The organism is Pseudoalteromonas sp. MBR-15 (assembly GCF_053628915.1).
The window spans coordinates 82,336-98,160 of sequence record NZ_JBRJHH010000008.1 but is presented as its reverse complement, the minus strand read 5'-3'; the positions used below and the strand labels follow the sequence as shown (position 1 = coordinate 98,160).

15 protein-coding genes are annotated in these 15,825 nt (G+C 41.8%); 9 read left to right on the top strand and 6 right to left on the bottom strand.

Annotated elements, in window-relative coordinates:
* Window positions 1–47: 47 nt before the first annotated feature.
* Window positions 48–1,379 (top strand): dicarboxylate/amino acid:cation symporter, encoded by a 1,332-nt coding sequence (locus tag ACSSVW_RS12340; protein ID WP_036968865.1) that lies wholly within the window; start codon window positions 48–50, stop codon window positions 1,377–1,379.
* Between the two features lie 62 nt (window positions 1,380–1,441).
* Here ACSSVW_RS12340 and sohB read toward each other — a convergent pair whose 3' ends face one another.
* Together sohB and ACSSVW_RS12330 are read right to left on the bottom strand one after the other, a co-directional pair.
* Window positions 1,442–2,458: a protease SohB gene (gene sohB, locus ACSSVW_RS12335; RefSeq protein WP_454179421.1), complete on the bottom strand. Its 1,017-nt coding sequence runs from the start codon at window positions 2,456–2,458 to the stop codon at window positions 1,442–1,444.
* A 99-nt stretch (window positions 2,459–2,557) separates the two neighbouring features.
* On the bottom strand, window positions 2,558–4,990 hold the full coding sequence (locus ACSSVW_RS12330; protein WP_454179420.1) for a VolA/Pla-1 family phospholipase: 2,433 nt from the start codon (window positions 4,988–4,990) through the stop codon (window positions 2,558–2,560).
* 227 nt (window positions 4,991–5,217) lie between these two features.
* Here ACSSVW_RS12330 and ACSSVW_RS12325 point away from each other — a divergent pair, with 227 nt between their 5' ends.
* A complete protein-coding gene (locus tag ACSSVW_RS12325; RefSeq protein WP_036968874.1) occupies window positions 5,218–5,961 on the top strand; it encodes a YciK family oxidoreductase in 744 nt (247 codons plus the stop codon).
* A 35-nt stretch (window positions 5,962–5,996) separates the two neighbouring features.
* On the opposite strand, the gene rluB is transcribed toward ACSSVW_RS12325, so the two are convergent.
* The 3 genes from rluB to ACSSVW_RS12310 form a co-directional block, all read right to left on the bottom strand.
* A complete protein-coding gene (gene rluB, locus ACSSVW_RS12320) occupies window positions 5,997–6,869 on the bottom strand; it encodes a 23S rRNA pseudouridine(2605) synthase RluB (protein WP_036968876.1) in 873 nt (290 codons plus the stop codon).
* On the bottom strand, window positions 6,866–7,456 hold the full coding sequence (gene scpB, locus ACSSVW_RS12315) for an SMC-Scp complex subunit ScpB (RefSeq protein WP_036968879.1): 591 nt from the start codon (window positions 7,454–7,456) through the stop codon (window positions 6,866–6,868). Before scpB ends, rluB begins: the two co-directional genes overlap by 4 nt.
* Window positions 7,457–7,696: 240 nt before the next feature.
* Window positions 7,697–8,131 (bottom strand): hypothetical protein, encoded by a 435-nt coding sequence (locus ACSSVW_RS12310; RefSeq protein ID WP_036968882.1) that lies wholly within the window; start codon window positions 8,129–8,131, stop codon window positions 7,697–7,699.
* A gap of 247 nt (window positions 8,132–8,378) precedes the next feature.
* On the opposite strand from ACSSVW_RS12310, the gene xthA reads away from it, so the two are divergent.
* From xthA to ACSSVW_RS12295, 3 genes are read left to right on the top strand one after another with little or no spacing between them, the layout of a single operon-like run.
* The gene (gene xthA / locus ACSSVW_RS12305; RefSeq protein WP_065979830.1) at window positions 8,379–9,188 is read left to right on the top strand and encodes an exodeoxyribonuclease III; all 810 of its coding nucleotides are present in this window, start codon (window positions 8,379–8,381) and stop codon (window positions 9,186–9,188) included.
* On the top strand, window positions 9,185–9,835 hold the full coding sequence (locus ACSSVW_RS12300; RefSeq protein ID WP_454179419.1) for an energy-coupling factor ABC transporter permease: 651 nt from the start codon (window positions 9,185–9,187) through the stop codon (window positions 9,833–9,835). The genes xthA and ACSSVW_RS12300 overlap by 4 nt, the downstream gene beginning before the upstream one ends.
* Entirely contained in the window at window positions 9,832–10,629 is a 798-nt protein-coding gene (locus ACSSVW_RS12295) for a putative RNA methyltransferase (protein ID WP_454179418.1), read from the top strand. Before ACSSVW_RS12300 ends, ACSSVW_RS12295 begins: the two co-directional genes overlap by 4 nt.
* Here the strand turns inward: ACSSVW_RS12295 and yfbV are convergent.
* The gene (yfbV, locus tag ACSSVW_RS12290; RefSeq protein WP_036968894.1) at window positions 10,626–11,072 is read right to left on the bottom strand and encodes a terminus macrodomain insulation protein YfbV; all 447 of its coding nucleotides are present in this window, start codon (window positions 11,070–11,072) and stop codon (window positions 10,626–10,628) included. The genes ACSSVW_RS12295 and yfbV overlap by 4 nt on opposite strands.
* Window positions 11,073–11,344: 272 nt before the next feature.
* Between yfbV and ACSSVW_RS12285 the strand changes: the two genes are divergently transcribed.
* The 4 genes from ACSSVW_RS12285 to ACSSVW_RS12270 all read left to right on the top strand — a co-directional run bounded on the left by ACSSVW_RS12285 (window position 11,345) and on the right by ACSSVW_RS12270 (window position 15,823).
* Window positions 11,345–12,559, top strand: a complete 1,215-nt coding sequence (locus ACSSVW_RS12285; protein WP_454179417.1) for an acetate kinase — start codon at window positions 11,345–11,347, stop codon at window positions 12,557–12,559.
* Window positions 12,560–12,561: 2 nt separating this feature from the next.
* A complete protein-coding gene (gene pta / locus ACSSVW_RS12280) occupies window positions 12,562–14,718 on the top strand; it encodes a phosphate acetyltransferase (protein ID WP_278369639.1) in 2,157 nt (718 codons plus the stop codon).
* Window positions 14,719–14,928: 210 nt separating this feature from the next.
* On the top strand, window positions 14,929–15,321 hold the full coding sequence (locus ACSSVW_RS12275) for an ACT domain-containing protein (RefSeq protein WP_036968903.1): 393 nt from the start codon (window positions 14,929–14,931) through the stop codon (window positions 15,319–15,321).
* A gap of 4 nt (window positions 15,322–15,325) precedes the next feature.
* A complete protein-coding gene (locus tag ACSSVW_RS12270) occupies window positions 15,326–15,823 on the top strand; it encodes a PTS glucose transporter subunit IIA (protein ID WP_075593652.1) in 498 nt (165 codons plus the stop codon).
* Window positions 15,824–15,825: the final 2 nt, after the last annotated feature.

The window sequence follows — 15,825 nt, the reverse complement described above, 5'->3', positions numbered from 1 at the left end:
CATGCTGGTAGGCTATGGCAAAATTTATAAAAATATAGATTAGGTGTATGTCAAAAGTCCGTTCATTGAGTCTCACATCTCGTATCATGATTGGTATGGTCTTGGGTGTGATCGTTGGTTTTATCTTCCAAGCAATTTTAGCGGGTGAAGACGATTTCCTTATTCCACTAGGGTTATTCTCTTTGCCAATTAAAGCATTTTTCGTTGATGGTATTTTCCACATTGGTGGTCAAATATTCATTGCCAGTTTAAAAATGCTCGTCGTGCCCCTCGTATTCGTTTCCTTGGTGTGCGGTACGTGTAGTTTAAGCGATCCAAAAACACTGGGCCGTTTAGGGGGTAAATCAATTCTACTTTACTTGGTTACAACAGCGATCGCGATTACTGTTGCGATCACACTTGCGCTGTTATTTAATCCTGGCGAGGGTATAAATTTACCGTCAGATGCAACCTACAGTGCGAAAGAAGCCCCGACTCTTGCGCAAGTTATTATTGGGATGTTCCCAACCAATCCAATTGATGCAATGGCAAATGGAAATATGCTACAAGTTATTGTTTTTGCCCTTCTTTTTGGTGTGGCAATGGCTTTAAGTGGTAAAGCAGGTAAGCGAGTTGCTAGTGTATTTGAAGACCTTAACACTGTTATTTTAAAGCTTGTAACACTGCTAATGAACATTGCACCTTATGGCGTGTTCTTTTTAATGGCGAAACTATTTACAACCATCGACTTTAAACTGATTAAAAGCTTGGCACTGTATTTTAGTATTGTGATGCTGGCATTATTTATCCACGGTTTAGTGAACTACAGTATTCTTTTAAAAGTGTTAACAGGACTAAACCCAATAACGTTCCTAAAGAAAATGAAAAATGCGTGTCTGTTTGCATTTAGTACATCAAGTTCAAGTGCAACGATGCCAATCACTCTGGAAACTGCCACTAAAAAATTAGGAGCTCAGAACTCAGTAGCTTCATTCACGGTCCCATTAGGCGCGACTATTAATATGGATGGCACCGCTATCATGCAAGGTGTTGCGACTGTATTTATTGCGCAAGTATTTTCTGTTGATTTAACTATATCAGATTACTTAATGGTTATTTTAACTGCGACTTTAGCCTCAGTTGGTACTGCAGGTGTACCCGGTGTTGGTCTGATTATGCTAGCGATGGTGTTAAATCAAGTAGGCTTGCCTGTAGAAGGTATCGCTATCATTATCGGTGTTGACCGTTTACTTGACATGACGCGAACAGCTGTCAATGTAACTGGTGACTGTATGGTGACATGTGTGGTAGCAAAATCGGAAGGACAGTTCGATGAGAAAGTCTTTAACGACCCTGACGCAGCCAAAGACCTAGAAGATTATCACAAATCAATTAAATAAATTTGGTCAATAAAAAACCCGCTCCTGAAGCGGGTTTTTTATTCGCTGTCATGCAAATAAATTTAAGGATTCATTCCTTTAAAACGTGACATTAAACTTACCCCTGCTTGACTGATACTTGAGCTCAGACCCACCGCGAGTTTATCCGTTAAGTTCTTTTTAACTTTGTACTTTACTTTATAGATTTGGCGTTCATCTGCTTGGTTTAGCAAGATATCATCACTGGTTTCAATTTTGTCCACTAAGCCTCTATCAAAGGCCTGAGTTGCAAACCAATGTTCACCTGTGGCAACCGAATCGATATCAAGTGAAGGACGTTGTTCACTCACGAAGGTTTTAAATAAACCATGTGTTTGTTCTATTTCCTCTTTAAACTTCTCACGGCCCTTCTCTGTATTTTCACCAAAGAGTGTCAAGGTGCGCTTGTATTCACCAGCAGTGATTTGCTCAAAATCCACATCATTCTTCTTCAAAATTTTATTGAAGTTGGGTATTTGTGCAATAACCCCTATAGAACCGACAATTGCAAATGGCGCAGCAACAATTTCGTTGGCAACGCACGCCATCATATAGCCACCACTGGCTGCAACCTTATCAATTGCTACGGTTAAATGAATACCAGCATTGCGTAAGCGTTGCAGTTGAGATGCAGCAAGCCCATAGCCATGAACCACTCCACCACCGCTTTCTAAGCGTACCAATACTTTGTCTTTTTCTTTGTCAGCAATAGTAAGAATTGCAGTGATTTCTTCACGTAAGCTTTCAACTTCATGGGCATCTATACTTCCATTAAAATCAATCACATATAATCTTGGCTTAGGGTCTTTATCTTGCTGCTCTTTTGCCTCAGCTTTTTGTTGTTTAAAGTAGGCCTTAAGCTCTTTTTTAGAGAGCGTATTTTCAATAAAGTTTTGCTTAAGATCAGCCAATTGCTCACTTAAATCATCAATGCTTATCTCGCCTTTCTTAGCCTTTGGCTTAACAGCAGCACCCACAATAATCGCAACGATGGCAGCAACAGCAACCACAAAAGTAAGGGTTTTGGCAAAAAACAAGCCATATTCATATAAAAATTCCAAACACTCTCTCCATTAATTGTTAATTCGCCACAATTTATCATGCTTTAAGGCAAAAAAAAGCCACATTATGTGGCTTTTTACTTAATTGGCGGATTTCACTTATTCTGTGACAACATCCGTATTCGTAACCTGTAGAAATTGACCGCGAGCTGCTAAGAAAGTCCCTATTTGCAGCTGCATTTCAGTGGTCGCTGCTGCACTCTCTTGCGCTGTTGCACCTGAGTCTTCAGTAGGCACAGGTGTTAGCACAGAGCTGTGATGTCCTTTAGTAAACTTAACTACATAACTCATAGGATCTGCGGTAGGCGCTTGTGTTTCAGCCACTGTCGTTAACCCCATAAGCTTTGCAAGAGGCAGACTCCCTGCAATTGGGTTGCTTGCAACCATCGGTGGAATAACTTGGTCTGCTTTATTATCTGCACCATCACCCACAACAACACTCATGTATACTGGTGTACCAAGCGCTGCAACTGCAGATGCATAGTTAGAGGGATCGCCACTGTCTAGTGCGGTTTGTGCTGCAAACGCAAATTGCGTTACTACGCCTTGAATATTAGCAAGTTTTTCGGTTTCACCAGCCATAGTTAATGAACCCACATACTCTTTATAAGCACATGTTACAAAAGCCGTTTGATTAGCCGATAATGCACCACAGTTTGAAAGTGCTTCATTTTGTGAATACGCACTAAACTCAGCCGACTCTTCAATACCAGCAGCAAGTAACACTGAACCTTGTACAAATGGGCCAAACGTTGCTGATTCGATTAAGAAACTTGCAAGACCACCGCCACCACTGGCCAGTGCAACGCTTTTTACATTAAACAGTGGATCAACTTGTTCATCCAACGGTGAATTAGCAACCGCGACAAATGCAGGCGCCACTACAGAGCCCAGTGAATGGCCAAGGAAAGAGACATCTTGTGAATTAAGATCAGCTTGGCCTGTGAAGTTCAAGCCCATACGTAAACCTAACAAATCAGCTACCGATTGACGTAAGCTATCACGTGCAACTAATAATGACTGCAAGTTCATATAGCTTAACACCGACCCAGTCGATGCATTAAAATCATCGGTGCCATCGCCATTAACATCAACACCGCGCTCACCATGTCTTGGGTGGTCAATTGCTACAGTCGCAAAGCCTTGAACTGATAACTGAGCCGTAATGGCTAACATGTCTTCTTTTTTAGACGTAATACCATGTTGTAAAATAACAATTGGCCAACCACCCTCTGGCATTACAAGCTCATCTTCTCCTAATTGCGCTCGGACAGCATTAATTACAGGCAAAATTGGCTTCGTAATTTGCACCGGTACATTAGCAATGCTCTGTGTTTTTGGAATGGTATTGTACTTAGTTAGATGTTTCGTTTGGTCAAGCCCTAAATCACGTAATTTACCACCACTTAGCGCCATACAAAGACCATCATTCTCGCTAATTGGATCCGTTGGAAATGATGCTCCCGCAGACGACGCATAACCAAGCACTGCCACACCACTGTCACACAACCCTTGCCAATAGGTTGCCGACAAATCACTGACATCAGTCCCCGTCGGTGTACCTAGGTACATGGGTAGCATCACGCTGCCTTTTTGATATTGCACCCCAGCAAAAGCTGGCGATAAACCAGTAATGCCTTGTGATGCAAATACTTGTTCAACCGTAATAACGGGTTGTTCTGGAATTTGCACTGTAGGACGCGGTAAAGCGTCTTGGGTTAGGCTGGCAGCTAGCAGTTGTTTCACAGTGCCTAATACTTGACCTGCTGATTGCATTGTCATTGCCGCTGAGTAAATGATGTCATCTTTACTGATTTGACCACCTGAAATGACAGCATTTTCATAGCTGTTAATGACTGCTTGAAGTGACTTTTGAGAATCAGTAATAAGCGGTGCTTCTTCACTAACAAGCGCATACGTAGACGAAGGCTCAATTGAACGACCTTCAGAGTCCAACAACGACGTCGTTAATACATTTATATATGTACTACCCGCTTTAAATGGTTTTAGCGGAATAACAGCGACAGAATCACGCGAACCTTGCGTAATAAAATCAACACCAAAAGTGAGTTCTGATACCAGCTTACATGCAATACCTGCAGGTACTTGTGAACAGGTATCATCAGTTTGACTTGCACCCATCACAACTTCAAAAATACGTACAGCACCAGGCCCGCCCGCCGAAGCGGCATCAAGCGAAACACCTGGAGGGAATGCGAGGTCGATTTTAAACGGAGTCTGTGTTGACCAACCATCGAGCGCACCCAATGCAAGTTGAGGATTAGCATACGCGGCACGAGGAACACTGACATTGTTGTCATCTAATTCGCCAGGGATATTCAGTGTACCGTCTAGTGTGCCACTCATTAATAAGTCATTTGGCACAGAGATAACACTGTTGGCAGGGTCAAACTTAACTGTCGCGCTAGGGATGATAGGAGGGCTGTCATTTTTTACATCTTCTAATGTTTCTCCTCCACCACAGCCGGTAATGACTGATGCAATGGCTAGTGAAAGTAGCAATTTTTTCATAATTTCGCTCCGCGCAAATCTTATTGTTATTGTGTGTTCAAGTATAAAAGTAGTCGCTAGACTGCCTTTAGTTAAGTTAATTTAATGTAATTAGGTTATTAATAAGACATTAGACCAGTTAAAGTTAACGTAAAGTTTCAATTTTCGCCACCTTAATTTGCAATAAATTCGATAACTTGGCTTTTTGCTATGGTAAAATAGAAAAAAATGTAATCAATGGTACTTTTATGCACACATATAAAGCTGCTGAGAATGCGCTAAAAGACAAAGTAATTCTAATAACAGGTGCCGGTGATGGTATTGGTCGCGTTGCCGCATTAACCTATGCAAAGCAGGGTGCCACTGTTATTTTACTTGGAAAAACAACCAGTAAACTTGAAGCTGTTTACGATGAAATTATCAATGCGGGTGGTCCACAACCTGCTATTGTGCCAATGGACTTAAAAGGCGCAACTAAGCAAAACTACCGTGATCTAGCTGCTACTATAGAACAACAATTTGGTAAATTAGATGGACTACTCAATAACGCTGGAATTTTAGGGTCGCTCGGCCCGCTTGAGCACTTTTGCGTTTCAACTTTCGAAAATATCATGAAAGTTAATGTGACAGCGCAAGCAATGATCACTAAATATATGTTCCCAGTACTTCGTAAATCGCCGAGTGCTTCTGTGATATTCACATCGTCAGGCGTTGGCCGTAAAGGGCGTGAGTTTTGGGGAGCATATGCTATTTCAAAATTTGCAGTTGAAGGGATGATGCAAACATGGGCATCTGAAGTGGGTAAAACTAATATCCGTATTAACTGTATTAACCCTGGTGCAACGCGGACAGCCATGCGCGCGTCTGCCTACCCAGGTGAAGACAGAGATAAATTGGCTACTGCAGAAGATTTAATGCCAACCTATTTATATCTGATGAGTGATGATTCTAAAGAAGTGAATGGTCAATCACTTGATGCACAGCAAAAATAAAAAACGCGGGTATTAAACCCGCGCTTTACTGTTCATTAACGGCGCTTAGTTTGTTTAACGCGGTGATTATGCTTTTTAACCGCTTTACGAATTTGATTAATCTTAGCACGCTTCTCTTTACGCTTATCTGGGATTGCAGATAGCTTAGTTTGTGTCTCACGGCCTAGCTGTACTGTTTTACGCAAATAATTCACTGTGTCTAGGTCAAGCTCTGCCCATCCACCTTGCGGTAAACGTTTATCAAGTTCTAACTTACCATAGCGAATACGGATCAAACGAGACACTTCAACATCTTGTGACTGCCACAAACGACGCACTTCGCGGTTACGACCTTCAGTTAATGTCACATTAAACCAACGGTTAATGCCTTCTCCACCCATCGGCTTTATATTTAAAAATTTCGCAGGGCCATCTTCAAGCTCAACCCCTTTGGTCAAATTTCGTAACGTTTCGTTAGTAACTTCACCAAATACACGCGCCGAGTACTCACGCTCTACTTCATAACTTGGGTGCATCAAGCGATTAGCCAGTTCACCGTCATTGGTAAACAACATTAAGCCAGCCGTATTAATATCTAGGCGCCCGACCGCAATCCAGCGATCACCATCAACACGAGGGAGACGATCGAATACTGTGCGTCGGCCTTCTGGGTCTTTACGTGTACATAACTCACCTTCTGGCTTGTTATACATTAATACACGACAAATACGCTCTGCCTTATCTTCAATTTTTACTACATGACCGTCGACACGAATTACATCAGTTGGTTCAACACGATCACCTAAACGGGCAACCTTACCATTTACACTCACGCGATTTGCATCAATGTATTTTTCCATTTCGCGGCGCGAACCCACACCCGCTCTCGCCAACACTTTTTGTAACTTTTCAGTTTCTACTGTACTCATTCAGATAGTTCTCTCACAGAAGGATCACTCAATAGCTGGTTGATTTTACTTTCCTGAGTGTCAGGCAAAGGCGGTAACTCATCTAAACCAGCTAATGAAAAATAGTCTAAGAAAGTGGCCGTCGTTGCATAAAGCGCCGGGCGCCCTGGCACTTCTTTGTGCCCAACAACTCTTATCCACTCTCTTTCTAATAACGTTTTAATAATTCCTGAGCCCACCGTTACACCTCGTACTTGTTCAATTTCGCCACGGGTGATTGGTTGTCGATAGGCAATCAGAGATAATGTTTCTAACAGCGCTCTTGAATATTTAGGCGCACGTTCTTGCCATAAATTCGCAAGCCAAGGCGCAAGGCTTGCACAGGCCTGAAAGCGATACCCACTGCCAACAGCAACAAGTTTTATGCCGCGAGTTTGATAATGCGTTTGAATCTGTTCAATTGCATTATTAATTCTGGGCATTGATACGCTTAACTCAGCTAAAACCGTTTCTTTTAAATGACGTTTAGACAGCGGTTTTCCAGCAACAAAAATCGCGGCTTCTATGATTTCGACAAGCTGTTCATCACTGATACGTTTTGTAGCCATTGCACCTAAAGGTCATTTTATTTCACTAACGCTCTATTATGACAGAAGTCACTGAAGGTTGGAAAATTTATTACTAAAAACCAGCGTAATTTACGCCATGCTTTTGCAGCGTGGATAAAACAGAGACCTTTTTGACAGTTTTAGTCATTAAAAAAGCGCTACAAAGAGCGCTTTTATCATTCAGAGTAAGTTATTGCGTCATTCAGCAACACTCACCTGTTTTATAAACAGTTATTTTTATTAAATTGCTGCGTTTTGGTAGCGTTTTACAAAGTCTGTCACCGCTTCGCCATTACATTTTAATGAATTTAAGTTACCTATTTTCTCACGTACAGGAGTTAAGCCTTGCTTAAGTGCTGTAATACACAGCTGAGTTTCTTTTTGCTGGTTTTTTGCAAAAACTTCAACCTGCGCTTTTTTTGGAACATGCTGTGAAGGTGCTTTTTTAGCGAGCTCACGAATGTCAGTTCCATTGCATAAAATACTTGGTGAAAAACGTGACATTGCGATGCCATGTTTTGCTGCTTCTTTACGAGCAGCGGTAAACCCTTCATTTGCACTTAAACTACATAACTTAGATTCGATACTGTTGTCTGCAGAAAAGTAGCTCGGGTTGCTTGCTAATGTGCCAAATGAGATAGACGCAATTGAAAGCATCACTAATTGTTTTTTCATGGTTTACCTTTAAGTAGTACATAATTTGAACGGGTGTGTTCGCGCATTATATAAACAAAAATAAGCAGATCAACCGAATTATTTATTTAATTTAATAATTAATAATGAGTTAACAATACCTTTAAGAAGTTAATCAATTGTGCAACATTTATTCATAGTGTTTTTCAAAATTTGCTCATGAATAGCCGTTAGTTTGATGGTAGAATTAACCCACTCGTTCTAAACAAAAATAACTTATAGGTGCACGATGAAGGTAATTTCATTCAACATTAACGGGCTGCGTGCTCGTCTACATCAATTGCAAGCCGTTATCGATAAACATCAGCCTGATATCATTGGCTTACAAGAAATTAAAGTTCACGATGAAGCCTTCCCTCTCGAAGACGTGCAAAAAATGGGTTATCACGTTTATTTTCATGGTCAAAAAGCGCATTACGGTGTAGCTATGCTGTGTAAGCAAGAGCCAAAGTCTATTGTTAAAGGTTTTGCGACTGATACAGACGAATCACAGCGCCGTATGATCAGCGTAACTGTGGCGCAAGAAAATGGCCGTGACTTAACGGTAATGAATGGTTACTTTCCGCAAGGAGACAACATTGCTCATGAAACAAAATTTCCTTATAAACGTCAGTTCTATAAAGATTTAATGACGCATTTAAATGATAACCACACGCCAGATCAAGATGTAATCGTGATGGGAGATATTAATATTTCACCGACTGACCTCGATATTGGTATCGGTGAGCCAAATCGTAAACGTTGGTTAAAAACGGGTAAATGCTCATTTCAACCTGAAGAGCGTGAATGGCTAGCCACGTTATTAAATTGGGGTTTTAAAGACACGTTCCGCGAGCTTTACCCTGAAAAAACAGAGCAGTATTCGTGGTTTGATTACCGCTCGAAAGGGTTTGATGACAACCGAGGACTGCGTATCGACGTTATTTTAGCAACTCCAACCCTTGCTGAGCGTTGTGTCGAATCTGGTATCGATTACGAATTACGTGGAATCGAAAAGCCATCAGATCACGCCCCTATCTGGTCTTCTTTTGACGCATGATAGAGCAATTGCAATGGCAGCTCCCTTTGTGGAGCTGTGTGGCTTTCATACTTTGGCTTAGCTTTGATAAAAACAGCTTTGCACAGCTATTGGCAACGCCAATCAGACAAATAGGTGTGCTTGCCTGTGCACTTGTGCTTGCTGTGCTGTGGCGTATAAAAGCCGGTATTTTACCAGGCCTCGAATTGCATATACTAGGGGTCAGTGCCGTTACCCTTATTTTAGGCTGGCGGTTGGCAATTTTTGCAAGTGTACTGGCAAGTGCCTTGTTGATTTTAGTGGCTCAGTTGCCCATAAGCCTTCTGCCGATTCACTTACTTTTCACTGCCTTTATACCCATTTCGCTCAGCTACCTGTGTTTTGTGCTTTGCTATACCTACTTACCAAAACACTTTTTTATCTATATCTTTTTCTGTGCCTTTTTAACTGCTGCACTCATCGCCTGTATTAAAATACTCACCAGTGGCATGCTCTATTACGTTATGGGTGAATATAGCTTGATTGAAATTTCGCAAAACTACCTAATTTTATGTGCCATAATTTGGTTTCCTGAAGCGATGCTCAATGGCATGGCTATTACCTTATTGATCACCTATCGCCCACATTGGGTTAAAACCTTTTATGATAAGGACTACTTAGACTCATGAGTCTTCACTACCACTGCCCGCTTTGCAAACACGCACTGACTTTAACTGATAAAACATATCGCTGCGTGAATAATCACAGCTTTGATATTGCCAAAGAAGGCTACGTAAATTTATTACCCGTACAAAATAAAAAGTCGAAGCAACCGGGTGATAACCTCGACATGGTACAAGCGCGCCGCGCCTTTTTATCTGCTGGCCATTATGGCTTTTTACAGCACGCTATTGCACGCTTAGTCTCTAAATTAAAACCTGTGTCAGTAATAGATCTTGGCTGTGGCGAAGGGTTTTACTCCCAAGCGATAGCGAACTCATCGAATGCAACAGTGTATGGGGTCGATATTTCGAAACCGGCAGTGAAATATGCCGCAAAGCGCTATGAAAATGCCCATTTTAGTGTCGCATCAATTAGCCAATCGCCCTTTGCAGATAGTGAAGCTGATGTGTTGATAAGTGTCTTTGCCCCGCTTTTTGCAGACGAACTCGCGCGCCTAGCAAAACCCCAAAGCACATTGATTGTGGCAAGCCCCGGCCCATGGCACCTTAAAGAGTTAAAGTCGTTTATTTACGCAGATGTTAAACCACATACCCAGATAGAAGCGCCCAATGGTTTTAGCGCAAAATCGACAGAGCTACTTGAGCAACAAACCGTATTAAGTGTTGAAGACATTAAGCATTTGATAATGATGACGCCATTTGCGTGGAAATTTCGCCCTGAACATTGGCAAGAAATAGAACAAAAAGGCCCACAAACAGTGACATTATCATTTTATGTGAGCCAGTTTATTCGTGACTAAAAGTGTTCTTTTGTGAAGGCTTTGTCCATTTTTTCGAACATATCTTTTAGCAGTTGAGCCAAATCAGAATAGCGTGGTTTTTCAGTCGTTAATTGCGACTGGTAACCATGCGCTTTCATTTTACTATGAAGCTCTGTGTACCAGTTAAACATTGCAGGCTCTAACCGAGTTTCTGCGCGCTTACCTAACCACAACAAACCTTGCAATGGTAATGACAGAAAAAATAATGCAATTGTAATTGCTTGTGGGAAAAATTCACTGCCTAAGTAGTTTACTTGCATAAACACAGTCAGCATTGCCAGTATAGGCATTACTGTAATGGCAAGCTCAGTGGCTTTTATCACTTTAAATTCAGCAAACAAGGGAGCAAGCTCTTGTCGCATAGGCCACTTTTTGGCGTATTGGCGACCTGTTTGCACTTGTGACATGACACTTTTTTGCATCATCACTCCTAGGTTTTCATACTGTTTCACATGTGAGTGTAACACACTCCCGGACACAATCCCTGCAAAACCTGTCCTAGTTTTTTGTTAATCAGGCTAACGTTTAACAACTAAATGAGATAAAATACTATCGGCACAAGTCAACAAGACTTTAGTATAATTACGACCTAACTCTGTTAAGTGTAGCAACAAAATATGTTTTTACTATACTGGCACAGAACACTAATTATCAAGCCGTACTCACTCTGATATTGTATTTTTAGGACTCAGCTATGCCTTTGCAACCTTGCTCACCACGCCATGTTTTAGTATTAAACTGTGGTAGTTCAAGTCTAAAGTTCGCCATTTTAGACGCCAACACCTCCGACGAAATAATTTCTGGTCTTGCTGAACGATTAGGCTCAGAAACACCTTCAATTAAGTACAAATACAAGGGCAACAAGCAAGTTATTGAACTAGCAAATGGTCAAGCACATGATGCGGCAATCGCTGAGTTAGTTAATCTGGTGAATAGTTTAGGTTTAGCAGACAACCTAATTGCTGTCGGGCATCGTGTTGTTCACGGTGGAGAACATTTCACCGAGTCAGTGCTAATCGACAACGATGTATTATCTGCGATTGAAAAAACGGCAGCCTTAGCCCCCTTGCATAACCCTGCAAATTTACTTGGTATTCGTACTGCGCAGCAGGCATTTTCAACGCTGCCACAAATTGCAGTATTTGATACCGCTTTTCATCAAACAATGCCAAATATTGCTTACTTGTACGCCCTACCTTACTCGTTATACAAAGAGCATGGCGTGAGACGATACGGCTTTCATGGTACCAGCCATTTCTATGTAGCGGGTGAAGCGGCAAAATTACTTGGCAAAGAACGCGAACAAACCAATGTGATCAGTGCTCATTTGGGTAATGGCTGTTCTGTGTGCGCCATTAAAGATGGCAACAGTGTTGATACCAGTATGGGCCTAACCCCTCTTGAAGGCCTTGTGATGGGCACGCGAAGCGGTAGCATTGACCCGGGTTTATTTACGTTTTTAACCCAGCAACTTAACTATTCTGTACAAGAAATTGATGATCTACTAAACAAACAAAGTGGTCTATTAGGTATCAGTGAGTTATCTAACGATTGTCGCACAATTGAAGAAGCGGCTGTTGCTGGTCATCAGCAGGCTAATCTTGCGCTTGATATTTTCTGCTACCGATTAGCAAAACAAATAGCCGCATTTATGGTGCCTTTGCAGCGCCTAGACGCGCTGATTTTTACCGGGGGTATTGGTGAAAACTCAGATATCATTCGCAAAAAAGTGATCACACAATTAGGCTTTTTAGGCCTTATTTGTGATGATCAAGCAAATTTAGCCGCACGCTTTGGTCACGCAGGCTTAATCACACAAGGTGATGCCTTTACAAAAGCCTTTGTTATTCCAACCAATGAAGAATGGGTAATAGCAAACGACGCAGCACGCATTGCGAAGGAGTGTTAATTATGGCTCGCAGAATAATGTTGATCCCTATTTCAACAGGGGTAGGTTTAACATCCGTTTCGGTTGGTTTAGTACGCGCACTTGAACAAAAAGCGTTAAAAGTAAACTTTTTTAAACCGATTGCACAGCCTCGTTCAGGTGATACAGGCCCCGAGAAGTCAACACAAATTGTGACTCATGGCTCCCCCATCACTCCACCTAAGCCTTTTGATTTAGCCTATGCTGAGCAAATGATTGGGGATGGTAAGGGAGATGATCTACTTGAAGAAATTGTTGAACGCTTTGAAAACACCATAAAAGAAGACGAAATTGCCATCATCGAAGGCATGGTGCCAACGCGACGCCAGCCTTATGCTGGGCGAGTAAACCGTGAGATAGCTCAAACTCTTGGGGCTGATATTGTCTTTGTGCTAACCCCAAGCAACGACAGTAATGACCAAATTGAAGACCGCTTAGAAATTGCTTCTGGTAACTACGGCGGCGTCAATCACCCTCGCGTATTAGGCTGTATTTTTAATAAAGTGAATGCCCCACTTGATGAAGAAGGCCGCGCACGTGCTGACCTTGTTGAAGCGCATGAACCTGAGCAACTTGAAAACGAATTAAACCGTTTAGCTTCATTGCCGATCTTTAGAAAACACCCATTTAAATTACTTGGTTCAATTCCGTGGGATTTTGACCTTGTTGCACCTCGCGTTAAAGATTTATGTGAATACTTAAAAGCAGAAGTCATTAATGAAGGTGATATGGCACACCGACGTTTACGTCACGTTACTTTTTGTGCTCGCACGGTCTCAAATATTTTAAACCATTTTACCCCAGGCGTCCTTTTGGTTACGCCCGGTGACCGCTCCGACGTACTCGTTGCTGCGTGCCTATCGGCAATGAATGGTACAAAAATTGGCGCTATATTACTCACCGGTGGTTTTAAACCTGAAGACCGTATTATGCAGTTATGTGAGCAAGCAATGGACACTGGTTTGCCTATTATTGCCACAAAAGAAGACACTTGGCGCACTTCATTGCTGCTGCACAACTTTAATATGGAAGTGCCGTGTGATGATGACCAACGTATCGATAAAGTGAAGCACCATAACGCTAGCCACATCGACTCTGACTGGCTAGACAGTCTTGCGAAAAGCGTCGGTCGCACCCGAAAAATGTCACCGCCAGCGTTCCGTTTCTTATTAACAGACAAAGCACGCCAAGCGAACAAAACGGTTGTGTTACCCGAAGGTAATGAGCCACGTACAATTAAAGCTGCCGCAATTTGTGGCCAACGCGGGATTGCCAAAACCATTCTCCTTGGTGATAAAGAAGAGATTTTACGTATTGCACAACAGCAAGGTGTTGAGCTTAACGACCATGTAACCATTGTTGAACCTAAAGATGTGATCAACGAGTATGTTGCACCAATGGTAGAAATTCGTAAAGGCAAGGGCCTAACAGAAGTCGTTGCACAAGAACAACTGCTTGATAACGTTGTACTTGGTACGATGATGCTCGAACAAGGCAAAGTAGATGGATTAGTATCAGGGGCCGTTAATACCACTGCTAATACGATTCGCCCGCCATTACAACTTATTAAAACAGCACCAGGCTCGTCATTAGTATCATCCGTGTTTTTCATGTTGTTACCTGATCAAGTGCTAGTCTATGGTGACTGTGCTATTAACCCTGACCCAACGGCTGAACAACTCGCCGATATTGCGATTCAATCAGCTGACTCTGCCGCTGCATTTGGCATTGAACCCCGTGTTGCGATGATCAGTTACAGTACTGGCACATCAGGTTCAGGAGCTGATGTTGAAAAAGTGCGTGAAGCCACCAAGTTAGCGCAGCAAAAACGCCCTGATCTCATCATTGACGGTCCTCTTCAATACGATGCCGCAATTATGGAAAATGTCGCAATTAAGAAAGCGCCTGACAGCCCTGTTGCGGGTAAAGCGACTGTCTTTGTGTTCCCAGATCTTAATACCGGTAATACAACCTACAAAGCAGTACAACGAAGTGCAGAACTCATCAGTATAGGACCTATGCTGCAAGGTATGCGTAAACCTGTGAATGACTTAAGTCGCGGTGCATTAGTTGACGATATTGTCTACACAATTGCCCTTACGGCGATTCAAGCAAAACAGGCAGAAAGCTTACTAAAATAACCCCTCAAAAATTAGGCTAGTTTATAATTCACTTATAAATTAGCCTGTTACCTTCTTTATACTGAGCTATTCCCATATTTATCCACAGATTCTGTGGACAACCTTCCAGCCCCTCTTTGACTAAAAACACGGCAACTAAATTTATTGCGCTTTAACTTACTCGTATTTATATATACTATAAATTTAAAGGCGACCTAGATAGGATTACAGATGTCAAAACAAACGCTACAGCTTCATAGTACAGAACTTACGATTCATAGCCTTGATGTCAATGACACAATTGATCCTGCCTTACTTCAACAAGCCATTTTTTTTATTGCTAAAACTGCTGACGAATTATCGATTGTTTGTCCGAGTAGTTTTGAACTTCAAAGCCTTGATCAAGAGACTGATTGGCTAGCACTTGAAGTGATTGGTCCATTGGGCTTTTCACTAACGGGGATAATGGCAAATATTTCTGGGGTATTAGCAAAAGCCTCTATTTCAATTTTTGCGTTATCAACGTATGACACTGATTATGTATTGGTAAAAAAACAAAGTATGCCAAAAGCCATAACTGCGCTAAAAAAAGACGGCTACCATGTACTCGGTGAGCAAAAGTAATCCCATGAGTAACGACGTAAAATACTTGCCTGAACGTACGCTAAGAAAAAGCCAAATAATGGCCATTAAAAGCCCTTTTAGCGGTCGGGTAAAACCAATAACAGAACACCCTGAGCCCTTTTTTCGGTTTTCGACATTGGGTCCGGGGATTTCTGTTGAGCTCACAAGTCATAACATTATTGCACCGTTTGATGGCACCTTATTACAAGTTAAAAATGCGGGTAAAGAATACCTATTACAAGCAAACAATGGCCTGAAAATTTTAATAAATTTATATTTTTCATCTGAAGATGATCACATTAATCACACCAACATTGCTAAATTAAACGGCAATAAAATTTCCCAAGGCGAACGCTTAGCGTATTTCGATTTACGTGAATTAACGCGCCCAATGATAGGCACACTGTGTGTGTTGAATGCAGCAAACCTTGGACCGCTTTATTTTTCGTTATCTCAGGTCACCGCTGGGGTAGATACATTACTAACAGTAACTAAAAAGTAGAA